At 71.0% G+C, this 22,214-nt stretch carries 19 protein-coding genes and 2 pseudogenes; 5 read left to right on the forward strand and 16 right to left on the reverse strand.

The features are described 5' to 3' along the window. Positions 1-16 precede the first annotated feature (16 nt). The 5 genes from QUE51_RS05245 to mmsA form a co-directional block, all read right to left on the reverse strand. On the reverse strand, positions 17-2,524 hold the full coding sequence (locus tag QUE51_RS05245) for an ATP-dependent Clp protease ATP-binding subunit (protein ID WP_286278565.1): 2,508 nt from the start codon (positions 2,522-2,524) through the stop codon (positions 17-19). Positions 2,525-2,713: 189 nt separating this feature from the next. Next, on the reverse strand, positions 2,714-2,890 hold the full coding sequence (locus QUE51_RS05250) for a hypothetical protein (protein ID WP_286278566.1): 177 nt from the start codon (positions 2,888-2,890) through the stop codon (positions 2,714-2,716). A gap of 171 nt (positions 2,891-3,061) precedes the next feature. Then, positions 3,062-4,174 (reverse strand): substrate-binding domain-containing protein, encoded by a 1,113-nt coding sequence (locus QUE51_RS05255; protein WP_286278567.1) that lies wholly within the window; start codon positions 4,172-4,174, stop codon positions 3,062-3,064. Between the two features lie 59 nt (positions 4,175-4,233). Beyond that, the gene (locus QUE51_RS05260) at positions 4,234-5,628 is read right to left on the reverse strand and encodes an ABC transporter permease subunit (RefSeq protein ID WP_286278568.1); all 1,395 of its coding nucleotides are present in this window, start codon (positions 5,626-5,628) and stop codon (positions 4,234-4,236) included. After that, on the reverse strand, positions 5,628-7,196 hold the full coding sequence (gene mmsA / locus QUE51_RS05265) for a multiple monosaccharide ABC transporter ATP-binding protein (RefSeq protein WP_286278569.1): 1,569 nt from the start codon (positions 7,194-7,196) through the stop codon (positions 5,628-5,630). Before mmsA ends, QUE51_RS05260 begins: the two co-directional genes overlap by 1 nt. Positions 7,197-7,440: 244 nt before the next feature. On the opposite strand from mmsA, the gene QUE51_RS05270 reads away from it, so the two are divergent. From QUE51_RS05270 to QUE51_RS05290, 5 genes and pseudogenes are all read left to right on the forward strand, one after another. Beyond that, the gene (locus tag QUE51_RS05270; RefSeq protein WP_286278570.1) at positions 7,441-8,634 is read left to right on the forward strand and encodes an ROK family transcriptional regulator; all 1,194 of its coding nucleotides are present in this window, start codon (positions 7,441-7,443) and stop codon (positions 8,632-8,634) included. 2 nt (positions 8,635-8,636) lie between these two features. Next, on the forward strand, positions 8,637-9,683 hold the full coding sequence (locus QUE51_RS05275) for a sugar ABC transporter substrate-binding protein (protein WP_286278571.1): 1,047 nt from the start codon (positions 8,637-8,639) through the stop codon (positions 9,681-9,683). A gap of 23 nt (positions 9,684-9,706) precedes the next feature. Beyond that, on the forward strand, positions 9,707-10,507 hold the full coding sequence (locus QUE51_RS05280; RefSeq protein ID WP_286278572.1) for an ATP-binding cassette domain-containing protein: 801 nt from the start codon (positions 9,707-9,709) through the stop codon (positions 10,505-10,507). A 199-nt stretch (positions 10,508-10,706) separates the two neighbouring features. Next, positions 10,707-11,021, forward strand: a pseudogene (locus QUE51_RS17820) (ABC transporter permease subunit); the annotation flags it as partial. 244 nt (positions 11,022-11,265) lie between these two features. Continuing rightward, complete coding sequence (locus tag QUE51_RS05290; RefSeq protein WP_286278574.1) at positions 11,266-11,739, forward strand: ABC transporter permease subunit; 474 nt, start codon at positions 11,266-11,268, stop codon at positions 11,737-11,739. A 118-nt stretch (positions 11,740-11,857) separates the two neighbouring features. On the opposite strand, the gene QUE51_RS05295 is transcribed toward QUE51_RS05290, so the two are convergent. The 11 genes and pseudogenes from QUE51_RS05295 to ftsH all read right to left on the reverse strand — a co-directional run bounded on the left by QUE51_RS05295 (position 11,858) and on the right by ftsH (position 22,148). Beyond that, positions 11,858-12,013 (reverse strand): hypothetical protein, encoded by a 156-nt coding sequence (locus tag QUE51_RS05295; RefSeq protein ID WP_286278575.1) that lies wholly within the window; start codon positions 12,011-12,013, stop codon positions 11,858-11,860. Between the two features lie 7 nt (positions 12,014-12,020). After that, on the reverse strand, positions 12,021-13,466 hold the full coding sequence (lysS, locus tag QUE51_RS05300; RefSeq protein ID WP_286279263.1) for a lysine--tRNA ligase: 1,446 nt from the start codon (positions 13,464-13,466) through the stop codon (positions 12,021-12,023). A 170-nt stretch (positions 13,467-13,636) separates the two neighbouring features. Next, positions 13,637-14,520 (reverse strand): annotated as a pseudogene (panC, locus tag QUE51_RS17825) (pantoate--beta-alanine ligase). Then, positions 14,517-15,269, reverse strand: a complete 753-nt coding sequence (locus QUE51_RS05315; protein WP_434017260.1) for a Rossmann-like and DUF2520 domain-containing protein — start codon at positions 15,267-15,269, stop codon at positions 14,517-14,519. Before QUE51_RS05315 ends, panC begins: the two are co-directional and overlap by 4 nt. Beyond that, entirely contained in the window at positions 15,263-16,879 is a 1,617-nt protein-coding gene (locus QUE51_RS05320) for a PH domain-containing protein (RefSeq protein ID WP_286278578.1), read from the reverse strand. Before QUE51_RS05320 ends, QUE51_RS05315 begins: the two co-directional genes overlap by 7 nt. Further along, a complete protein-coding gene (locus QUE51_RS05325; RefSeq protein ID WP_434017243.1) occupies positions 16,876-17,367 on the reverse strand; it encodes a PH domain-containing protein in 492 nt (163 codons plus the stop codon). The genes QUE51_RS05320 and QUE51_RS05325 overlap by 4 nt, the downstream gene beginning before the upstream one ends. Further along, positions 17,364-17,747 carry a DUF3180 domain-containing protein gene (locus QUE51_RS05330; protein WP_286278580.1) on the reverse strand — a complete coding sequence of 128 codons (384 nt, stop codon included), beginning with the start codon at positions 17,745-17,747 and terminating at the stop codon, positions 17,364-17,366. Before QUE51_RS05330 ends, QUE51_RS05325 begins: the two co-directional genes overlap by 4 nt. A gap of 94 nt (positions 17,748-17,841) precedes the next feature. Next, positions 17,842-18,687: a dihydroneopterin aldolase gene (folB, locus tag QUE51_RS05335; protein ID WP_286278581.1), complete on the reverse strand. Its 846-nt coding sequence runs from the start codon at positions 18,685-18,687 to the stop codon at positions 17,842-17,844. Continuing rightward, entirely contained in the window at positions 18,684-19,490 is an 807-nt protein-coding gene (gene folP / locus QUE51_RS05340; RefSeq protein ID WP_286278582.1) for a dihydropteroate synthase, read from the reverse strand. The genes folB and folP overlap by 4 nt, the downstream gene beginning before the upstream one ends. Then, positions 19,432-20,127, reverse strand: coding sequence for a GTP cyclohydrolase I (gene folE / locus QUE51_RS05345; RefSeq protein ID WP_286278583.1), 696 nt, complete (start codon positions 20,125-20,127; stop codon positions 19,432-19,434). The genes folP and folE overlap by 59 nt, the downstream gene beginning before the upstream one ends. Before the next feature lie 14 nt (positions 20,128-20,141). After that, positions 20,142-22,148, reverse strand: coding sequence for an ATP-dependent zinc metalloprotease FtsH (gene ftsH, locus QUE51_RS05350; protein WP_286278584.1), 2,007 nt, complete (start codon positions 22,146-22,148; stop codon positions 20,142-20,144). Between the last annotated feature and the right edge of the window lie 66 nt (positions 22,149-22,214).

Consider the following 22,214-nt stretch of genomic DNA (forward strand, 5'->3'; position numbering starts at 1 on the left):
GCGGTCGTGCTGGTGTCTAGCCGGCGGCGGCGATGTCCGGGCCCGCCGCGATGGCGGCCTGGGCTCCGGCGCCGACCATCTCGCCGCGCTTGCCCGTCGTGAAGACGAACTCGCCGTCGGCGAAGTCGACGTGCACGTGGTCGCCCGCGTTGAGCTCGCCGTGCAGGATCTTCTCGCTCAGCTTGTCCTCGATCTCGTGCTGGACCGCGCGGCGCAGGGGCCGGGCGCCGAGGGCCGGGTCGAAGCCGAGCTTGATGAGCTGGCCCTTCGCCGCCTCGGTGAGCTCCACCGTGAGGTCGCGGTCGAGCATCCGCACGCCGAGCCGCTTGATGAAGAGGTCGACGATCTGCATGAGCTCGGGCTTGCTCAGCTGCGGGAAGACGATGGTCTCGTCAACGCGGTTGAGGAACTCGGGCTTGAAGTGCTTCTTCAGCTCCTCCGTGACCTTGGCGCGCATGCGGTCGTAGCCGCTCGCGGAGTCGCCCTCCATGACGAAGCCGACCGGTCCGCCCGCGATGTCCCGCGCGCCGAGGTTGGTGGTCATGATGATCACGGTGTTCTTGAAGTCGACCACGCGGCCCTGACCATCCGTCAGCCGGCCCTCCTCCAGGATCTGGAGCAGGGAGTTGAAGATGTCCGGGTGCGCCTTCTCGATCTCGTCGAAGAGCACCACGCTGAACGGCTTGCGGCGCACCTTCTCGGTGAGCTGGCCGCCCTCCTCGAAGCCGACGAACCCGGGAGGGGCACCGAACAGCCGCGAGACGGTGTGCTTCTCGCCGTACTCGCTCATGTCGAGGGAGATCAGCGCGTTCTCGTCGTCGAAGAGGAACTCGGCGAGCGCCTTGGCCAGCTCGGTCTTTCCGACGCCCGTGGGGCCGGCGAAGATGAACGAGCCGGAGGGACGCTTCGGGTCCTTCAGGCCGGCCCGCGTGCGGCGGATGGTCTTGGCGAGGACCGAGATGGCCTCCTCCTGACCGATGACCCGCTCGTGCAGCGCCTTCTCCATGAAGATGAGCCGCGAGCTCTCCTCCTCGGTGAGCTTGAACACCGGGATGCCGGTCGCCTGCGCGAGCACCTCGGCGATGAGTCCCTCATCCACCTCGGCGGTCGTCGCGACGTCGCCCGACTTCCACTTCTTCTCGAGGCGCAGGCGCTCGGCGAGGAGCTGCTTCTCCTCGTCGCGCAGGCCGGCGGCCTTCTCGAAGTCCTGGTCCTCGATCGCGGTCTCCTTGGCGGCGCGGACCACGGCGATTTTCTCGTCGAACTCCCGCAGCTCCGGCGGCGCCGACAGGATCGACAGGCGCAGGCGGGCGCCGGCCTCGTCGATCAGGTCGATGGCCTTGTCCGGCAGGAACCGGTCGCTGATGTAGCGGTCGGCGAGGTTCGCCGCGGCGACGATGGCACCGTCGGTGATGGACACCCGGTGGTGCGCCTCGTAGCGGTCGCGCAGCCCCTTGAGGATGTTGATCGCGTGGGGCAGCGACGGCTCGGCGACCTGGATGGGCTGGAAGCGGCGCTCGAGCGCAGCATCCTTCTCGAAGTGCTTGCGGTACTCGTCGATGGTCGTGGCGCCGATCGTCTGCAGCTCACCGCGGGCGAGGAGCGGCTTGAGGATCGAGGCCGCGTCGATCGCACCCTCGGCAGCGCCCGCGCCGACGAGCGTGTGGATCTCGTCGATGAAGGTGATGATGTCGCCGCGCGTGCGGATCTCCTTGGTGACCTTCTTGAGGCGCTCCTCGAAGTCGCCGCGGTAGCGGCTGCCGGCGATGAGCGAGCCGAGGTCGAGCGTGTAGAGCTGCTTGTCCTTCAGCGTCTCCGGCACGTCGCCGCGGACGATCGCCTGAGCGAGGCCCTCGACGACGGCGGTCTTGCCGACGCCGGGCTCACCGATCAGCACCGGGTTGTTCTTCGAGCGGCGCGACAGGATCTGCATCACGCGCTCGATCTCCTTCTCGCGCCCGATGACCGGGTCGAGCTTGCCGTCTCGCGCGGCCTGGGTCAGGTTGCGACCGAACTGGTCGAGCACCTGGGATCCCTGCTGCTGCCCCTGCTGCTGCTCACCGCCCACCGCGATGGCCTCCTTGCCCTGGTAACCGGACAGCAGCTGGATGACCTGCTGGCGTACCCGGTTGAGGTCGGCGCCGAGCTTGACGAGCACCTGGGCGGCGACGCCTTCGCCCTCGCGGATGAGGCCGAGCAGGATGTGCTCGGTCCCGATGTAGTTGTGGCCCAGCTGGAGCGCCTCACGCAGGCTCAGCTCCAGCACCTTCTTGGCCCGCGGCGTGAACGGGATGTGTCCCGTCGGCTGCTGCTGGCCCTGGCCGATGATGTCCTGGACCTGCTCGCGCACTGCGTCGAGCGAGATGCCCAGGGACTCGAGAGCCTTCGCCGCGACGCCCTCACCCTCGTGGATGAGGCCGAGCAGGATGTGCTCGGTGCCGATGTAGTTGTGGTTGAGCATCTTGGCCTCTTCTTGGGCCAGGACGACGACACGGCGGGCTCGATCGGTGAATCTCTCGAACATGTTCACTCTCCCTCGACGCCGGTCAGGGAGGCGGCGCCGTTACAGAAAGGGTAACGACGGGGGACGCCCGGAACGTCCGCTGTTCGCTGTCGGCATGACCGCGTGGCGGAGGGCCTGCGACAGGCGTACAAGCGCGAGCCCGCCGCACCGGGCGGAGGGGCCCGAACCGCTGGGCAGCGCCGGGACCGGCTACTGGGCGGCGGGGCGGCCGGCCGCGAAGCGGGCGCGCTCCTCGGCCTCGATCTTGGCCTGGGCCTTGCGCTCGTGCCGGTCGGCGCGGATGACCGACCAGAGGATGAACCAGAACACCAGGCCGACGAGGATCGTCGGGGTGACCGACCAGACGGCGTTCCAGAAGTAGTCCATGGCTTTCTCAGGATACGCGCGTCGCGGCGGGTCGGGCATTCCGCGGGTCGTGCGGACATCCGCCACCCCGCACACCGTCGCGAGCTGTCCGCAGCGCCCGCGCATCAGCTTCCGGAACGACCGAACGCCGCCGGGCGAACCCGGCGGCGTTCGTTCCTTGCGAGAGAGCTGTTACTGCTTGGTCAGCGGCGCGAGCTTGTCGTTGTCCTTGTAGACCTCGGCCGCGTTGTCGGCCGTGACGACGACTGGGTCGAGGTAGTAGGTCGGGACCTTCGTCGCGCCGTTGTCCTCTTCGGCGTTCGTGTCGGCCTTGTCGCCCTTCGCGAGCGAGTTGATCATGTCGACCGTCTGCGCGACCAGCTTGCGCGTGTCCTTGTAGATGGTCATGTACTGCTCACCGGACATGATCAGCGGGATCGACGCGGCCTCGGAGTCCTGACCGGTGATGACGATCGGGCCCTTCTTCGCGTCGGAGACCGACTGGAGGGCGGCACGCGCGAGCGTGTCGTTCGGCGAGAGGACGCCGTTGATGTTGGTGTCGCCCTGGTAGAAGCCCTGCAGCACGGTGTCCATGCGGGACTGGGCGTTGGCCGGGTCCCACTTGTCCGTCTGGACCTTCTCGAACGTGTCCTGGCCCGAGACGACCTTGAGCGTGCCGTCGTCGATCTTCGGCTTGAGCACGTCCATGGCGCCGTTGAAGAAGACGGTCGCGTTCGGGTCGGTCGCGGCGCCCGCGATCAGCTCGATGTTGTAGGTCTTCTGGTCGGGGAACTTCTTGGCGAGACCGTCGAGCAGCGCCTGGCCCTGGTCCTGGCCCACCTTGAAGTTGTTGAACGCGACGTAGTAGTCGACGTCCTTCGTGTCCGAGATGAGGCGGTCGTAGGCGATGATCGACACGCCCTGCTCCTTGGCGTCGGCGACCTGCGCGCCGAGCTGCTTGGCGTCGTTGGCGCCGATGACGATGACCTTGGCGCCGGCCTGGATCATCGCCGTGATCTGAGCCTGCTGGTCCGGGACCGGAGAGGTCGAGCCCGCGTACTGGACGTTGGCCTTGTAGCCGGCCTTCTCGAGGTCGTCGGTGAAGATCTGGCCGGCGATGGTCCAGTTCTCACTCGTCTTGTCGGGGAGGGCGACGCCGATGACCGATCCGGCCTTGAAGCCGCTGGCGGCCGTGTCGCCGCCCGCCGAGTCGCCACCGCGGTCGTTGGACGACCCCGAGCAGCCCGAGAGGGCGAAGACGGCAGCCGAGGCGACCGCCACGGCTGTGATGAGGACTTTGCGCATCGTTGCTTTCTCTTTCACTTGGTGGGGGTGGGGCGTGCGCCCCGGTCTCCGTGACGAACTCAGAGGTTCGGCACGGTGCTCTTGGGCCGGGCCGAGGCCTCGGCGGTGTTCTCGGCCGGCGGGACATCCGGTCGATCGAGGGCGGCGAAGTCGCCACCCGGGCGGCGGAAGCGGGCGATGAGCGAGAGCCCACCGGACCGCTTGCTGAGGACGTCGAGGCCGACGGCCACGAGGAGCACGAGGCCCTTGATGATCTGCACCTGGTCGCTCGAGACGCTCAGCAGCTGGAGTCCGTTGTTGAGGACGGCGATGACGAGACCACCGATGATCGAGCCGATCACCGTGCCGATGCCGCCCGACACCGCGGCGCCACCGATGAACACGGCCGCGATCGCGTCGAGCTCCCAGCCGGTGCCGTCGCCCGGTCCGGTGGCGAGCGAGCGCGAGACGAAGACCACGCCGGCGAGCGCCGCGAGCACCGACATGTTCATCATCACGAAGAAGTTCGTGCGCTTGATGTTGACGCCAGACAGCTCGGCCGCGTGCCAGTTGCCGCCGATCGCGTAGATGTGGCGGCCCGTGACCGTGTTGTTGGTGACGAACGAGTAGACCAGCACGAGGACGCCGAGGATGATGCCCGGGATCGGGAAGCTCGTGCCCGGGCGGCCCGTGGCGAAGAGGTAGGTCGCGAAGGCCAGCACCAGGACGAGGAGCACGACCTTGACGATGCTCACCCACTGCGGGGCCATCACGGCGCCCATCTCCCGCTGACGGCGGCGCAGGCGCACCTCGTTCCAGATGACGGCGAGGGCGGCGAGCAGGCCGAGGATGACGGTGCCGTTGCTGAAGGGGAAGTAGGGCGGGAAGTCGGGGATGTACCCGCCGCCGATGTAGCCGAGGTAGCTCGGGACCGTCTGCGGCGTGGAGTGGCCGACCGCCTGGTTCGCGCCGCGGAAGATGAGCATGCCGGCGAGAGTCACGATGAACGCCGGAACGCCCACGTAGGCGACCCAGAACCCCTGCCAGGCCCCGACGACGACGCCGATGAGGATCGCGATCCCCATGGCGAGGAGCGACATGACGACGCCCTTGGACACCGCTCCGGCGCCGTCTGCGGGCGCCACCCAGGCCGAGTCGATCCCCTTGAGGATGATCACGGTGAGGATGTTCGAGAACGCCGCGACCGATCCGACCGACAGGTCGATGTGCCCCGCCACGATCACCATGACCATGCCGATGGCGAGGATCAGGACGTAGGCGTTCGCGCGGACGATGTTGATGACGTTGCCCGGGTCGAGGGTCTTGCCTCCGGTCAGCACCTGGAAGATCACGATGATGAGGACCAAGGCGCCGAGGATGCCGAACTGGCGGAGCCCGGAGGTGCCCCCGCCGAACATCCGGCCCAGGTCGCGGATTCCGCCCGACTTCTTCACGGGCGCTGTGGTGTCGGTCATCAGGCGACGTCCTTCTTCCGGATCGAGGTCATGCTTCTCATGAGGCTTTCGGGGTTGGCCTGCGCCACCGGCAGCTCGTCGGTGATGCGGCCCTCGAAGATCGTGTAGATGCGGTCGGCGACGCCGAGCAGCTCCGGGAGCTCCGAGGAGATGAGGATGATGCCGGCGCCGGACTCGGCCAGGCGCCGGATGATCTGGTAGATCTCCGTCTTGGCGCCGACGTCGATGCCGCGGGTGGGCTCGTCGAGGATGAGCAGCCGGGGATCGGTGAACATCCACTTGGCGAGGACGACCTTCTGCTGGTTGCCGCCGGAGAGCTTGCTCACGCCCTCGTCGACCGTCGGCGTCTTGACGCGCAGCGACTTCCGGTACTCGTCGGCGACCGCGTGCTCCTTGAAGGCGTCGATGCTGCCGATCCGCTTGCTCGAGATCTTGGACAGCTTCGCCGAGACGACGCTCGTCTTGATGTCGTCGAGCAGGTTGAGCCCGAGCGCCTTGCGGTCCTCGCTCACGTAGGCGATGCCGTGCTTGATCGCGTCCTCGACGTTGCGGATCTGGATCTCCTGGCCGTCGAGGAACACCTGGCCGGAGATCTTCGTGCCGTAGGACTGGCCGAAGATGCTCATCGCGAGCTCGGTGCGGCCCGCGCCCATGAGGCCGGCGAAGCCGACCACCTCGCCGCGGCGGACGTTGAAGCTCGAGTGCTTGGCGACGAGGCGCTCGGCGACGAGCGGGTGGCGCACCGTCCAGTCGCGGACCTCGAAGAAGACCTCGCCGATGGTCGAGCCGTCGTGGGCCGGGAAGCGGTTCTCGAGGACGCGCCCGACCATGCCGCGGATGATGCGGTCCTCGTCGACCCCGCCCTCGGACACGTCGATGGTCTCGATCGTGTGCCCGTCGCGGAGGATGGTGATCGCATCGGCGATCGCCTCGATCTCGTTCAGCTTGTGACTGATCATGATCGAGGTGATGCCGCGGGACTTGAGGCCGCGCAGCAGGTCGAGCAGGTGCTGGGAGTCGCTCTCGTTGAGCGCAGCGGTGGGCTCGTCGAGGATGAGCAGCTTGACGTTCTTGTTGAGCGCCTTGGCGATCTCGACGAGCTGCTGCTTGCCCACGCCGATGCTCTTGATCTTGGTGCCGGGGTCGTCGCTCAGCCCGACGCGGGCGAGGAGCTCGACGGCGCGGCTGTGGGCGGCACGCCAGTCGATGGAGCCCCGTCCCCCGCGCTTGCGAGGCTCGTTTCCGAGGAAGATGTTCTCGGTGATGCTCAGCTCGGGGATGAGCGCGAGCTCCTGGTGGATGATCGCGATGCCCGCGGCTTCGCTCTGCTTGATGCCGCTGAACTGCACCGTCTCGCCGTTGTAGACGATGTCGCCCTCGTAGCTGCCGTAGGCGTAGACGCCGGAGAGGACCTTCATCAGCGTGGACTTGCCCGCGCCGTTCTCGCCGCAGATGGCGTGGATCTCGCCCGCCCGCACGGTGAGGTTCACGTTGTCGAGAGCCACCACGCCGGGAAAGCGCTTGGTGATGCCGCGCATCTCGAGGATGGCAGGAGCATCCGTCCCCATCGTGACCTCCTTGTCGAGCGGTGCCGCATCGGTATCTCGCGGCCCGGGTGGACGTTAGCGAAACCCGAGCCCGCGTTCAAGTCTTGAAGCCAGGAACGCCCGATAGGCGAACATACGCCTGTCTCGCCCCCTTTTGGCGTCAACAAATCAACGCAATATAACGATCCGGTCACGCCCGCGACCAGGGGCGTTCGGCCCGCGCCGGAGGGGCGGCGCCGCCGGGGCGCCGCGGTATTCTGCTCGCGTGACGAGTCGACGGCCGACCCCGGGTTCTCAGTCGTCACTGCGCGAGGCGAACCGCGCCCGCATCGTCGATTCTCTGAAGGTGCACGGCCGGCTGACGCAGGTGGAGCTCGCCGGCGTGACCGGCCTCTCCCCCGCCACGGTGTCGAACATCGTCAAGGAGCTCTCCGGCTACGGCATCCTGCACACGTCCGCGTCCTCACGCAGCGGGCGCCGCGCCGTCGAGGTCTCTCTGGCCCGGCAGCTGGGTCTCGTAGCCGGGTTGCACTTCTCCTCGCGGCATCTGCGGGTCGCCGTCGCCGACGTCGCGCACACCGTCATCGCCGAGAACTCCGTGCCCGTCGCGCTCGAGCACCGCTACGACCGTGAGCTGGACCGGGCGGCCCTGCTGCTCGGCGACATGATGGAGTCCGTCGAGGCGGACCTCTCCGACCTGCTGGCCATCGGCCTCGCGCTGCCCGTTCCCGTCGACCAGACGACCGGCATGGTCGCCGCACCCGGCATCCTCCGCGGCTGGGACGGCGTGCGCGTCGGCGAGCAGCTCGAGGCACGGCTGCAGCGGCCCGTCCTCGTCTCGAGCGACGCCGAGGCGGGCGCTCTCGCCGAGTACCGCTTCGGCGCGGGCAGCGGCTCCCGCGGGCTCGCCTACCTGCGGGTCGGCCACACCATCAGCGCCGCGCTGCTCGTGGACGGGGAGCCGTTCCGCGGCACCACGGGCAAGGCCGGGCAGATCGGGCACGTGACCATCGACGAGAACGGCCCCATCTGCCGCTGCGGCTCCCGGGGCTGCCTGGAGACCCTCGCCGGCGGTCCGGCCCTCCTCGAGCTGTTCCGGGGCGACCCGGGCATGCAGCGGCTGCGCGATCTCCTCGCCCGCGCGGACACCGGGGACGCCAGCGCGCGCCGCGTCATCGCGGACGCCGGCCGGCACATCGGCATCGCGGCGGCCAACCTCTGCAACCTCTTCGACCCCGACCTCATCGTCGTCGGCGGGCAGCTCGCGGGGGCGGGCGAGACGCTCATCGCGCCGCTGCGTCACTCGCTCGAGCGGAGCGTGCTCGCCGGGATCGGCGAGAGCGCCCGCATCGTGCAGGGCGAGCTCGGGGAGCGCGCGGAGCTGCTCGGCGCCCTGGCCCTCGCGATCGACAACGTCGGCGTGGTGGCCGACAGCGCCGTCACGTCGGTCGGGGCGTAGGGATGCCCTTCCGCCTCCCTCGGCTCGCGCTCGCCGTCGCGCTGACCCTCCTGGCCTCGCTGACCGGGTGCGCTCCGCTCGGGCCCGCCCAGGGGACGATCGCGCTCCTGCTGCCCGAGTCGAAGACGACCCGCTACGAGGCTGTCGACCGGCCGGTGTTCGAGCACCGCGTCAAGGAGCTCGGCTCCTACCGGCTGCTCTACTCCAACGCCGACCAGGACGCCGCCAAGCAGCAGGCACAGGCGGAGGCGGCGCTCGCCTCCGGCGTTGAGGTGCTCGTGCTCGACCCCGTCGACGCGGAGGCCGCGGTCAGCATCGTCTCCGCGGCCAACGCGCAGGGCGTCCCCGTCATCGCCTACGACCGCCTGCCGGCCGGCGGCCGGCTCGCCTACTACGTCTCCTTCGACAACGAGCGGATCGGCGAGCTGCAGGGCGAGGCGTTCGCGAAGGCCGTCGAGGAGACCCCCGGGGACACGGGGGTCCTGATGGTGAACGGCTCCCCCACCGACCCCAACGCCATCCAGTTCCGGCAGGGCGCCGAGTCGCGCATCGACGAGGCCGGCCTGACGGTGCTCGCCTCCTTCGACACCCCCGACTGGAGTCCCGACCAGGCGCAGAACTGGGTGGCCGCGCAGATCACCCGGTTCGGCCCGCGCATCGTCGGCATCTACGCCGCGAACGACGGCACGGCCGGCGGGGCCATCGCGGCGCTCAAGGCGGCGAACGTAGCCCCCATGCCCGTCGTCTCCGGCCAGGATGCGGAGCTCGCGGGCATCCAGCACATCGTGGCCGGCGACCAGTACCTCACCATCTACAAGGCGATGCGGAAGCAGGCGGAGCTCGCGGCCGAGGCGGCGGTGGCCCTCGTGAACGGCGATCCGGTGTCCGCCGACTCCGAGGTGGACGGGACGCCGGCCACGATCCTGCCGGCAGAGGTCGTCACGAAGGACACCATCCTCTCCACCGTCGTGGCCGACGGCGTGTACTCCATCGACCAGATCTGCACGCCCGACTACGCGGCCGCGTGCGCGCGGGCGGGAATCGAGTGAGCCGGGCAGGGCAGGATGGAGCCATGGCCTCGCGCGTGCTCTCCGTGGCCGACACGGACGAGAACCCGGACCGGATCCTCTCGCTGCGGGGCATCGCGAAGAAGTTCGGCGCGGTGCGCGCGCTTGCCGGCGTCGATCTGGACGTGCATGTGGGCGAGGTCGTCGCGATCGTCGGCGACAACGGCGCCGGGAAGTCCACCCTCGTCAAGATCCTCGCCGGTGTGCACCCGGCGGACGGCGGCCGCATCCGCTTCTTCGGACAGCCGGCCGCGATCGACACCCCGACCGACTCCCTCGACCTCGGCATCGCGACCGTCTTCCAGGACCTCGCGCTCTGCGACAGCCTCGACGTCGTCTCCAACCTCTGGCTCGGCCGCGAGCTGACCCGCGCGGGGAGCCTCGACGAGGTGGAGATGGAGAAGCGGTCGTGGGGCCTGCTCCGCGAGCTGCACGCCCGCATCACCGACGTCCGGGTTCCGGTCGCCTCCCTCTCCGGCGGCCAGCGGCAGACGGTGGCCATCGCCCGCTCGCTGATCGGCGACCCGCACGTCGTCGTCCTCGACGAGCCCACCGCCGCACTCGGGGTGTCGCAGACGGCGGAGGTGCTCAACCTCATCGAGCGCCTCCGCGACCGCGGGCTCGGGGTCATCCTCGTGAGCCACAACATCGCCGACGTGCTCGCCGTGGCCGACCGCGTCGTCGTGCTGCGCCTCGGCCGCAACAACGGCGACTTCCGCGCCTCCGACACCTCGAGCGACGCCCTCATCGCCGCGATCACCGGCGCGGTCGACCACTCCCGGCGGCCGAGGGACGACGACGAGTGAGGAAGGACCCCGCCGCCTCGCCGAGAACCCGGACCTCTCGGCCGGCCCCGTGAAGGACCTGGTCGCCACGGGCGTCTACCGCGTCCGCACCGGTGACCTCGCCAACGCGCCCGTGCTGATCGGACTGGCGCTGATCTGGCTCGTGTTCGGGATCCTCAACCCGGTGTTCCTCAGCCCGACCAACCTCGTGAACCTCACGATGCAGTCCGCGCCGACCGGCGTCATCGCGATCGGGATCGTCCTGCTGCTGCTCATCGGGGAGATCGACCTGTCGGTCGGGTCGGTGAGCGGCCTCGCGGGCGCGATCCTCGCGGTCGGCGCTACCCAGCTGGGCCTGCCGCTGCCGGTCGTCCTGCTCGCCGCCCTCGCCTGCGGCCCGATCATCGGCGTCGTCTACGGCTTCCTGTACACCCGCCTCGGTGTTCCGGGCTTCGTGCTGACCCTCGCAGGCCTGCTGGCCGCCCTGGGCCTGCAACTGCGGGTGCTCGGCACGGCCGGATCGGTCACCATCCCGTTCGACTCGTGGATCGTGCAGTTCGGGCAGCAGCTGTTCCTTCCCGCGCCGGTCATGTATGCGATCGACGCGGTCGTCGTGGGCGTGGTCGCCTGGCGGCTCTTGGCGACCGCCCGACGGCGGGCGGAAGCGGGGCTGGCCGCGCGCAGCACGCTCGGCATCGCGCTGCGCGTCGTCGCCCTCGCGGTGCTCCTGTTCTTCTGCACCTGGTACCTCGACCTGGGCGCCGCGCGGGGTGGGGGCGATGGTGCTCGTGTTCGTCGCGCTGGTCGCGGGCACCCACCTGCTGCTGACCCGCACCCGCTTCGGCCGCGCCGTGTACGCGGTGGGCGGCAGCGTCGAGGGCGCGCGGCGCGCCGGCATCCGGGTCGCGCGGATCCAGATCTCCCTTTTCGTGCTCTGCTCCACGTTCGCGGCGCTCGGCGGGATCCTGGCGGCCGCACGGCTCGCGGGCGCGAACCAGTCGAGCGGCGGCGGCGACGTCTTCTTGAACGCCATCGCGGCCGCGGTCATCGGCGGCACCAGCCTCTTCGGCGGCCGCGGCTCGGCGTTCTCCGCCCTCCTCGGGGTGCTCGTGCTCACCTCGATCTCGCTGGGGCTGACGCTGCTCTCGCTCGACTCCTCGGTCCGCTACATCGTGACGGGCGCCGTGCTGGTGCTCGCCGTCACGGTGGACTCGCTGTCCCGCCGCTCGCGCGCCGCCGCCGGGCGCGCGTAGCGCTTCGGCGCCGAGCGCGCCCCGTACCGACGAGCGCGCCCCGGCTACGCCCCGCGCTCGTCGTCCCGCACCGCGCGCGGCGGGAGGGACGGCGCTCGGCGGAACGGAGCAAGCGGAGCTAGCTGCCGCTGCCGCCGGACACGATGCCGATGATGCCGCTCACGAGGAAGTAGAGCCCGATGGCGCCCACGATGACCCAGATCGCGATCCGGTTGATCGAGGGCGGCTTCGGCTTGTTCGGGTCGCGCAGCTCGTCGTCGGGCAGGTAGCTCATTCGCGCCTCACTTCACCAGGGGGAAGAGGATGGTCTCGCGGATGCCGAGGCCGGTGAGCGCCATGAGGAGACGGTCGATGCCCATCCCCATGCCGCCGCTCGGTGGCATGCCGTGCTCGAGCGCGCGGAGGAAGTCCTCGTCCACGCGCATGGCCTCCGGGTCGCCGCCCGCCGCGAGGCGCGCCTGCTCCACGAAGCGCTCCCGCTGGATGACGGGGTCCACGAGCTCCGAGTAGCCGGTCGCGAGCTCGAAGCCGCGCACGTAGAGGTCCCACTTCTCGACGACGCCTACGCGACTGCGGTGGTCGCGGACGAGCGGCGACGTGTCGACCGGGAAGTCGCGCACGAAGGTCGGGGCGGTGAGGCCCGGCTTCACGTGGTGCTCCCACAGCTCCTCGACCCACTTGCCGCGCAGCGGGTGGTCGAGCTCGATGTCCACGGCCGCGGCCAGCTGCTCCAGCCGGCTGAGCGGGGTCTCCGGCGTGATCTCCTCGCCCACCGCCTCGCTCAGCGACTCGTACATGCCGATCCGGGCCCACTCGCCGCCGAGGTCGTACTCGGTGCCGTCGGCCCAGGTCACGACGGTGGAGCCGGACACGGCGAGCGCCGCGTTCTGCACGAGCTCCTGGGTGAGGTCGGCGATCCCGTTGTAGTCGGAGTACGCCTGGTACGCCTCGAGCATCGCGAACTCGGGCGAGTGCGTCGAGTCGGCGCCCTCGTTGCGGAAGTTGCGGTTGATCTCGAAGATCCGCTCCAGCCCGCCCACGACGGCGCGCTTGAGGTACAGCTCAGGCGCGATGCGGAGGTAGAGGTCCGTGTCGAACGCGTTGCTGTGGGTGACGAAGGGACGCGCGGACGCTCCGCCGTGCTGGATCTGCAGCATCGGCGTCTCGAGCTCCAGGAAGTCGTGCGCGGCGAAGGTGGACCGCAGGGAGGCGACCGCCGTGGCCCGCCAGCGCACGGTCTCACGAGCGCGATCGCGGACCAGGAGGTCGAGGTAGCGGGCGCGGACGCGCGTCTCCTCGCTCAGCTCGGCGTGCAGGTTCGGCAGCGGACGCAGCGCCTTCGCCGCCATGGTCCACGACGACGCGAGGACGGACAGCTCGCCCCGGCGGGAGGAGATCACCTCGCCGGAGACCTGCACGAGGTCGCCGAGGTCGACGAGCTCCTTCCAGCGCGTGAGGGCGTCCTCCCCCACCTCCGCGAGGCTCAGCATGACCTGGAGGCGGTCGCCCGCGCCCGACTGCAGCGCGGCGAACACCAGCTTCCCGGTGATGCGCTGGTGGACGACCCGCCCCGCGAGGCTGACCGTGACCCCGGTCTTGTCGTCGGGCTGCAGGTCGCCGAAGCGCGCGCGGACCGCCCCGATGGTGTCGGAGACCTCGACGCCGACCGGGTAGACCTCGTCGCCGTCGGCGAGGACCCGGTTGCGCTTCTCGAGGCGCACGGCCATCTGCTCACTGACCTCGGCCTCGGTGAGCTGGGTGGGCAGGGGCTCGTCGGTCACGTGCTCTCTCTCCTGGATGTGCGGGCGACTGTCAACGCTACCGCGGCTCGTGCGGACGCCCGCCCTCCCGCAGGCGGCCCGCGGAGGTCCGCACGCCCCGCGGGAGCGGACCGGCGTCAGCCGAGGTAGGCGGCGTCGTTGTCGATGAGGCGGGTGCCGTCCACGGTCGCGGCGATGAGGATCCGGACGGGCCCGCGGAAGCCGTCGTCCACCGGCCGGAACGTGGCGGGGTCGACGACCGCGAGGTAGTCGAGCTTGACGAGCGGTTCGCCCATGAGCGCGGACTGGGCGGCCGCCACGCAGGAGTCGACGCCGCCGCGGTCGGCGGCCGACACCGCGGCCTCGAGGGCGGTGTGCAGCGCGCGGGCGGCGGAGCGGGCGCGCGGATCGAGACGGGCGTTGCGGCTGGAGAGGGCCAGGCCGTCGGTGTCCCGGACGGTCTCGACCACGTCGACCGTGACGGGGAAGTCGAGATCGCGCACCATCTGCTGCACGAGGAACACCTGCTGGGCGTCCTTCTGGCCGAAGACGACGGTGTTCGGGCCGACGATGTTGAGGAGCTTCGCGACGACCGTGAGCACCCCTCGAAGTGACCGCGGCGGCTCTGTCCCTCTAGCAAGCCGGCCACCGGCCCTCCTGTGACCCGCGTCGCGCTCGGGCCGTTCGGGTACATGACCTGCTCGGTCGGTGCGAAGACGAGCGTCGCGCCCTCCGCGGCGAGCGCCGCCACGTCCGCCTCCAGGGTGCGAGGGTAGAGCGCGAGATCCTCGGACTGGCCGAACTGCAGCGGGTTCACGAAGATCGACACCACGACGATGTCGGCGACCGAGGCGGCGTGCCGCACCAGGGCGAGGTGGCCCGCGTGGAGCGCGCCCATGGTGGGAACGAGCGCGACGCGCGGTGCCGGGACGCCGGCGGCGACCGCGTCCGCCCGCGCCGCGCGCACCGCGTTCCGGATGCCCTCCACGGTCGGGAGCACGGCGGGAAGCACGGTGGTCACTCGTCCTCCGGCAGCTCGTCGAAGCCGTCAGCGGGAAGATCGGCCGGATCGATGCTATCCGGCTGCGCACGGCTCAACGCGTCCTCGACCGTCGTGCGGGCGAGGGCGCCGAGCACCGAGCCCGGGGACTCGACGCCGAGACCGGCGAGGATGCGCGTTGCCTGCTCGATGATCGACGTCGAGAACGTCGACACCGTCGTGATCGCCTCCGCGTAGGCCGGCCGGTCGGCCTCGGCGATGAGGACAGGCTCGCCGCCCATCTCCACGACGAGGGCTTGGCCGATCGGCTGCACGGGCGTCGGCGCGGTGACGGCGAACCACGCCTCGGCGAGCCGGGCCAGGTCGAGGCTCGTGCCGGTGAACGACATCGCCGGATGGATTGCGAGCGGGATCGCGCCGGCCGCGGTCGCCGGTGCGAGCACCGCCGTCCCGTAGCCCGGGGCCGTGTGCACGACGAGCTGACCCGCCTGCCAGTCGCCGGTTGTGGCGAGTCCCTCGACGAGACCCGGCAGCTGGTCCGGCGGCACGGCGAGGAGCACCAGCTCGCTGCGCTCCACGATCTGCGGCACGGTCAGCACGGGGACCGCGGGCAGCAGCGCCGCGGCGCGCTCCCGACTGCGCTCGGAGATGGCGGAGATGCCGGTGAGGGCGTGCCCGGCTCCGGCGAGGGCCGCGCCGAGCACGGGGCCCACGCGGCCGGCCCCGATCACGCCGACACCGAGTCGGCCGGAGCGCGCGGCTCTCACGATGCGGTCCTCGGGCTGTTCCAGCGGTGGGTGGTGTCGGCCTCCCCGGAGGTGACTGCCGTGGTCCGGAGGTCGTCGAAGAGGCTCACGGCGGTCCGGGCATCCACGACCTCGAGGCGCGGGAGCACGGGACCCGCCACGGTGTGGGCGTGCACTCCGGCGAGCCGGAGACGGCGCTGGAGGGGACCCTGCACGAGGGCGACGCTCTGCAGCCGCGCCTGCGGAACGAGGATCAGGGAGCGCCAGATGGCGCCACGGCGGAGGACGAGCGCAGAGCCCGTCAGGGTGAAGCCCGTGCGCCGCCAGGAGAAGGGGCGCAGCCAGCGCGCGCGCCGCGGTGCGTTGACGAACCCGTCCGTGCCGCCCTTTCCGACGAGCCCGGTTTCGAGCAGGCTCGGGTCGGCGTCCCCGAGGGCGGGGTGGAGGAGCGCCAGCACGCGCGCCACATCGGCGCGGCTGCCGACCGGGAGCAGCGTCGTGGCGGGCGTCGCGCCGCCACGACCCGAGCCGGAGCCGGAGCTCGCGAGGTTCGTGGTGATCTGCCACCACCCTGCCGCGCGCCACAGGAGCGGCTGGCGCACCGCAATGGCGTGCACGCGGCCGGGCGGGATGGTCTGGTTGCTCGTCGACAGCAGCCCGTACCCCACGCGGACCCCGTTGGGCGTGCCGGCGATGCTGTACCGGAGGGTGCGGGTGAAGCGCTGCACGATCAGGCTGCCCATCCCGAGCAGGGCCGGGAAGGCGCCGAGGAGCACGTACCAGCTGCCGACGCTGAGCGACCACGGGATGCCCACCCCGAGGACCAGCACCAGGATCAGCGTCGACTCGGTGAGGAGGAGGGACCCGATGAGCCGGCCGGGCGGGATCTTGACGACGGATTCCGGCGGCGCCTCACCGGGATCGAGCTCGGGGGCAAGGAGCTCGCCGACGCGCTGCTCGAGGAGTCCGGTTCGCGCGCGCTCGACCGCGGGAGCACCGCCCCGCTTGGCGCCGGAGGCCAGCGCGAGCACGTCGCGGCGGAGGGTGTCGGCCGCGGCCGACCCGAGGAAGGCGAGCCGGACGTTGGCGTCCTGTCCGGCGACCGAGATCTCGAGGCGGGCGGCTCCGAACAGCCGGGCGAGGAGGGGGCGGCCGAGATTGATCCCCTGAATACGGTCGAGCCTCGCCTGCCGCTGGGTCCGGAAGAGGATGCCGGAGCGCACCTCGACCACCTCGTCGGTGACGCGGAACTGGTTGAAGCGCCAGGAGAGGTAGAAGCCGACAACGCCGAGGAGGACCAGCACGATGGCGCCGCCGAGCACCGGCAGCAGCCAGCCCCGCTCGATCAGGAGGTCGAACGGATCCTTCTCCTCGAAGCCGACCGCGAGGTCGATGAGGCGGTCCCGGAAGTTGGCGACCAGGATGCCGAGGATCGCGACGAAGGCGACTCCGCCTCGGAGGAACGGCGTCGCGGGGTGCAGGCGGTGCCATTCCCCGTCCGCGAGCGCAGCGGCCTCGGCCCTCGGCGCCTCCGCGGCCCGGATCGCCTCGGGCTCGGTGCCGGCCGGCCGGCCGCCAGGGTCCCCGACCGGACCCGCCTCGGCGCCGAGCGGCCGGATCGGGTCGGTGCTCACAAGCCGACCCGTCGCGTCTCGGCAAGGCCGACCAGCCGGTCGCGGAGCCCCTCCGCCTCGCCCTCAGGCAGCCCGGGGATGGTGACGTTGGTGGCGGCCGCCGCCGTCACGAACTTCAGCTCGGACAGCCCGAGAGCCCGCGAGAGCGGGCCGCGGTTGATGTCGATCAGCTGCATGCGGCCGTACGGGATGGCGACGAACCGCTGGAAGAGCAGCCCGCGCCGGAAGAGCAGGTCGTCCTCGCGCAGCTGATAGCCGTAGGACCGCACCCGGCGAGGCACGAGCGACGTGGCGAAGAGGGCGACGAGGGCCGCGGCCGTGAAGATCGCGGCCATCACTCCGGCGCCGAGCAGGAAGGTGACGACCGCGAGCACCACGGCGAGCAGCACAGTCACCCCGCTGCCGGCGAGCTCCACGCCGACCTGCTTGGGCGAGACGCGCTTCCACTCGCCGTCGACGGGCTCCAGCCGCTCTGCCATGCCGCTCATTCTCCCTGGAGCCCGAGGGGCGGGGTCGCCTTGTCGGGGTCGTCCTCCGGCGGGATCCGGCACCAGTGCTCCACGAGCAGTCCGCAGACGATGAGGATGATCGCCGCGGCGATCGAGACCGCGGTCGCCACGAGCGACGGGACCGGAGGGAGCACGGGCCGGCTCAGCAGGTAGACGCCGACGCCGATCGCGGCGCCACCCAGGAGGGCGCCCACCAGGGTGGACGCCTTGGCCAGGAGCAGGATGCGCATCGCCCGGAACGGGTCGACGCGGCGGGTCGACGACCCGTGCACCGACTGCCGGATGGGCCAGCCGACCGCCACGACGATCGCGCCGATGCCGACGAGGGTGACGGGAAGCGAGTAGGGCGGCACCAGCACGGGGAGTCCCCCGCGGCCAGTCCCACCTCGAGCAGCCAGCCCAGCACGGCGCCGGCCAGGGCGAGCGCGAGGGGCAGGGCGACGCCGGTCCGTCTCACCGCGCATCCTCGGCGGTGAGACGGGCGAGGAGCTCGTCCACCCGTCCGTGTCCGGGAAGCACCGCGTCGGGGTCCGCGGCGAGCCAGGGGCGCAGCACGAAGTCGCGCTCGGCGGCGCGCGGGTGGGGCAGCTCGAGCGAGGGGGTCACGATGCGCTCGGTGCCGTAGGCGATGAGGTCGAGGTCGAGCGTCCGGTCGCCCCAGCGCTCGTTGCGCTCGCGCCCGTGGGCGCGCTCGATGTCCAGCAGCACGCCGAGAAGGCGCTCCGGGGTCAGGTCGGAGGTGCCGAGCACGACCTGGTTGAGATAGGCCGGCTTGTCCGGGTCCTCCCCTGCGAGGGTGAGAGCGACCGTCTCGAGCACCGGCGACTCCGCCGTGATCTCGAGGCCCTCCTCGCCGCGCAGGGCGGCCACCGCCGAGGCGAGGGTGCCTGCCCGGTCGCCGAGGTTGCTGCCCAGCGCGATCACCACGGGGCTCCGCCGCTGCCGGGTCAGGGAGACGCTCACATCGTCGAACGCTACCGGGATGGGCGCCTGCGGCTTGTGCACCGTGACGGCGACCGCGAGAACTCGGTCCGCGCGGAGGACGGCGGAGGCGATGCGGTCCGCGAGCGTCTCGATGAGGTCGACGGGATCCCCGGCGACGATGCCTGCCACCTCCTGGGCGAGCTCGCCGTAGTGCACGGTGTCGCGGACGTCGTCCGAGGCCGCGGCGGGCGCGAGGTCCAGCGTGAGGTCGAGGTCGATCACGAAGTCCTGGCCGGCGATCCGCTCCTCGGGGAGGACGCCGTGGTAGCCGCGGGTCCGCAGCCCGCGCAGGCTGATGCGATCGGACGCGCTCATGCTGTCGCCTTCCGCCAGGCGTCGGCCACGTCGAGCGCCGCCACGGTCGCGGCCACGTCGTGCACGCGGAGCGCGGCGACCCCCTCGAGCGAGAGCAGCGCGCTGAGCACGGCGGTGGGGAGGTCGCGCGCCGTCGCGTCCTCGCGGCCCGCGAGGCTCGGCAGGGCGCCGAGGAAGCGCTTGCGCGATGCCCCGATGAGCAGGGGCTGGCCGAGCGCGTTGAGCACGGGGAGCGCCCCGAGCAGCTGCCAGTTGTGGGCCGCGTCCTTCGCGAACCCCAGCCCGGGATCGAGCAGGATGCGGTCACGGGAGATCCCGGCTGCCGTGAGCGCCTCGACGCGCTGGGCGAGCTCGTCCCGGACCTCGGCCACCACGTCGGTGTAGGAGGCCGGGGTGCCCGCGGGTCCCCGCCAGTGCATCGCCACGAAGGGGACACCCGCCTCGGCGACCACCACGGCCATCTCGGGGTCACCGAGTCCGCCGGACACGTCGTTGACGACCGCGGCGCCGGCCACGAGCGCCGCACGCGCGGTGGCGGCGTGCATGGTGTCGATGCTGACCGGCACTCCCCGGTCGACGAGCGCCTCGATGACGGGGACGACCCGGCGCTGCTCCTCGGCGATGGGCACCGGATCGGCGTGCGGCCGGGTCGACTCGCCGCCGACGTCCACGTAGTCGGCACCCGCGTCCACGAGGCGCAGGGCCGCGGCCACGGCGTCCGAGGGTCCGGCGAAGCGTCCGCCGTCACTGAACGAGTCCGGCGTCACGTTGAGGATGCCGAAGACCAGGGGCCGATCGCTCACTCGGGCACCTCGGGGGCCGCTCCGAGCAGGGCGAGCGCCTCCCCCGGCGTGCGGGGTCGGCGAGCTCGCCTCGCGAGGCGAGGGTCACCGCGTCGGCGCCCACGGTGCGGGTGCCGCGCGCCCAGAGGCAGCCGTGGGACGCGGACAGCACGACGAGCACGCCGCGCGCGCCCAGACCGTCCTCCACGGCGGAGGCGAGCTGCTCGCTCATCCGCTCCTGCATCTGCGGCCGGGAGGCGACGACGTCGACGGCGCGGGCGATGCGGCCGAGCCCGGCGAGCCGGTCCGCCGGCAGGTAGGCCACCGAGGCGACGCCGCTGAACGGGAGCAGGTGGTGCTCGCACATCGAGCGGAACGGGATGCCGCGGAGGGCGATCAGCTCCGTGGCGGCATCACCGATCGGCAGCGCGTCCTGGGCGAGGATCTCGGACGCGTCGACGCCCACGCCGGCGAATAGCTCGGAGTAGGCGTCGGCGACGCGGGCGGGAGTGTCCGCCAGCTCGGGCCGGGTGGGGTCCTCACCGAGGGCGGTGAGGAGCTCGGCGACCGCGGCTCGGACGCGCGCGCGGTCCACCGGGCTGCCGCTGTTCTCCGGGTCGGCGGGGCGGGGCGAAGCCGGATCGGCCTCGCCCTGCACCTCGTCGCCGGACACTAGGCCGTTGCGGGTCGGGGCTTGATCCGCGGCGCGCGTGCGCGCTTCGGCTCGCCGGGCTCGGAGTCCACTCCGCCGTCGACCGCGCCGCCGTCGATGGGCGCCTTCACGGGGATGCTGACCGCGGGCAGGTCGGAGACGGGGCGCTTGTCGCTGGAGAGCCACTGCGGGCGCTCGGGCAGGTGCACGATGTCCTTGAAGATGTCGGCCAGCTGGTTCTGGTCGAGCGTCTCCTTGTCGAGCAGCTCGGCGGCGAGGGCGTCCAGGGTGGCGCGGTTCGCGGTGAGCACCTGGTAGGCCTCGTCGTGCGCCGCCTCGATGAGCGCGCGCACCTCCTCGTCGACCTTCTGGGCGAGCTCCTCGGAGTAGTCGCGCTGGTGTCCCATGTCGCGGCCCAGGAACATCTCGCCGGAGGAGGCGCCGAGCTTGACCGAGCCGATGAGCGAGCTCATGCCGAAGTCGGTGACCATCTTGCGAGCGGTGCCGGTGGCCTTCTCGATGTCGTTCGAGGCGCCGCTGGTGGGGTCGTGGAACACGATCTCCTCCGCGACGCGACCGCCCATGGCGTAGGCGAGCTGGTCGAGGAGCTCGTTCCTCGTGACCGAGTACCGGTCCTCGAGGGGCAGCACCATCGTGTAGCCGAGGGCGCGACCGCGGGACAGGATCGTCACCTTGGTGACCGGGTCGGTGTGGTTCATCGCCGCCGCGACGAGCGCGTGCCCGCCCTCGTGGTACGCGGTGATGAGCTTCTCCTTGTCCTTCATCACGCGGCTGCGGCGCTGGGGGCCGGCGATGACGCGGTCGACGGCCTCGTCGAGCGCGCGGTTGTCGATCAGCTGCGCGTTAGAGCGCGCGGTGAGGAGCGCGGCCTCGTTGAGCACGTTGGCGAGGTCGGCGCCCGTGAAGCCCGGCGTCTTGCGCGCGAGGACCTCGAGATCGACGCCCTGGGCCATCGGCTTGCCCTTCGAGTGCACCTCGAGGATGCGGCGGCGGCCGTTGAGGTCGGGCGCGTCCACACCGATCTGCCGGTCGAAGCGTCCGGGGCGGAGCAGGGCCGGGTCGAGGATGTCGGGGCGGTTGGTGGCGGCGATGAGGATGACGTTGGTCTTGACGTCGAAGCCGTCCATCTCGACGAGCAGCTGGTTGAGCGTCTGCTCGCGCTCGTCGTGCCCACCGCCGAGGCCGGCGCCGCGGTGGCGGCCGACCGCGTCGATCTCGTCGACGAAGATGATCGCGGGCGCGTTGTTCTTGGCCTGCTCGAACAGGTCGCGGACGCGGCTGGCGCCGACGCCGACGAACATCTCGACGAAGTCGGATCCGGAGATCGAGTAGAAGGGGACGCCGGCCTCACCCGCGACCGCGCGGGCGAGCAGGGTCTTGCCGGTTCCGGGAGGGCCGTAGAGCAGGACGCCCTTGGGGATGCGCGCGCCAACGGCCTGGAACTTCGCGGGCTCCTTGAGGAAGTCCTTGATCTCCTGGAGCTCCTCGACGGCCTCCTCGGCTCCGGCGACGTCCTTGAACGTGACCTTCGGGGTCTCCTTCGAGACCAGCTTGGCGCGGGACTTGCCGAACTGCATGACGCGGTTGCCGCCGCCCTGCATGCCGGAGAGCATCAGCCAGAAGAAGGCGCCGATGAGGATGAGGGGGAGCAGGAAGCTCAGCGCGGAGAGGAACCAGTTCGGCTGCGGGACCTCGTCGTCGTAGCCGTCGGACGGGGTGGACGCGTCGACCGCCTTGACGATGTCCGCACCGCGCGGGGTGACGTAGTAGAACTGCACCTGCTTGCCGAGCTCCTGGTCGGCGCGCTGCAGGGTGATGTCGACGCGGTTCTCGCCGTCGACGATCTTCACGGACTGGACGTTGTCGCCCTTGAGCAGATCGAGACCCTGCTGGGTGGTGACCGGCCGGAACCCCGAGCCGGTGAGCAGGCTCGAGCCCACCCACACCACGATGACCGCGATCACGATGTAGAGGATCGGGCCTCGGAAGATGCGCTTGACGTCCATGATGGTGCAAGGGTACAGGCCCGATTCTGGGCCTTATCCGGTTGTCAGCCGTAGGCGAACCATGAA

Origin of the sequence: Naasia aerilata, from assembly GCF_030296595.1 — a bacterium.
Classification (GTDB): domain Bacteria; phylum Actinomycetota; class Actinomycetes; order Actinomycetales; family Microbacteriaceae; genus Naasia; species Naasia aerilata.

Excerpts from the sequence above, each read along its gene's own strand:
- QUE51_RS05245 (WP_286278565.1), bottom strand. The coding sequence starts at position 2,524 with ATGTTCGAGAGATTCACCGATCGAGCCCGCCGTGTCGTCGTCCTGGCC.
- QUE51_RS05250 (WP_286278566.1), bottom strand. The coding sequence starts at position 2,890 with ATGGACTACTTCTGGAACGCCGTCTGGTCGGTCACCCCGACGATCCTC.
- QUE51_RS05255 (WP_286278567.1), bottom strand. The coding sequence starts at position 4,174 with ATGCGCAAAGTCCTCATCACAGCCGTGGCGGTCGCCTCGGCTGCCGTC.
- QUE51_RS05260 (WP_286278568.1), bottom strand. The coding sequence starts at position 5,628 with ATGACCGACACCACAGCGCCCGTGAAGAAGTCGGGCGGAATCCGCGAC.
- mmsA (WP_286278569.1), bottom strand. The coding sequence starts at position 7,196 with ATGGGGACGGATGCTCCTGCCATCCTCGAGATGCGCGGCATCACCAAG.
- QUE51_RS05275 (WP_286278571.1), top strand. The coding sequence starts at position 8,637 with ATGCCCTTCCGCCTCCCTCGGCTCGCGCTCGCCGTCGCGCTGACCCTC.
- QUE51_RS05280 (WP_286278572.1), top strand. The coding sequence starts at position 9,707 with ATGGCCTCGCGCGTGCTCTCCGTGGCCGACACGGACGAGAACCCGGAC.
- QUE51_RS05290 (WP_286278574.1), top strand. The coding sequence starts at position 11,266 with ATGGTGCTCGTGTTCGTCGCGCTGGTCGCGGGCACCCACCTGCTGCTG.
- QUE51_RS05295 (WP_286278575.1), bottom strand. The coding sequence starts at position 12,013 with ATGAGCTACCTGCCCGACGACGAGCTGCGCGACCCGAACAAGCCGAAG.
- lysS (WP_286279263.1), bottom strand. The coding sequence starts at position 13,466 with ATGGCCGTGCGCCTCGAGAAGCGCAACCGGGTCCTCGCCGACGGCGAC.
- QUE51_RS05325 (WP_434017243.1), bottom strand. The coding sequence starts at position 17,367 with ATGAGCGGCATGGCAGAGCGGCTGGAGCCCGTCGACGGCGAGTGGAAG.
- folB (WP_286278581.1), bottom strand. The coding sequence starts at position 18,687 with ATGAGCGCGTCCGATCGCATCAGCCTGCGCGGGCTGCGGACCCGCGGC.
- ftsH (WP_286278584.1), bottom strand. The coding sequence starts at position 22,148 with ATGGACGTCAAGCGCATCTTCCGAGGCCCGATCCTCTACATCGTGATC.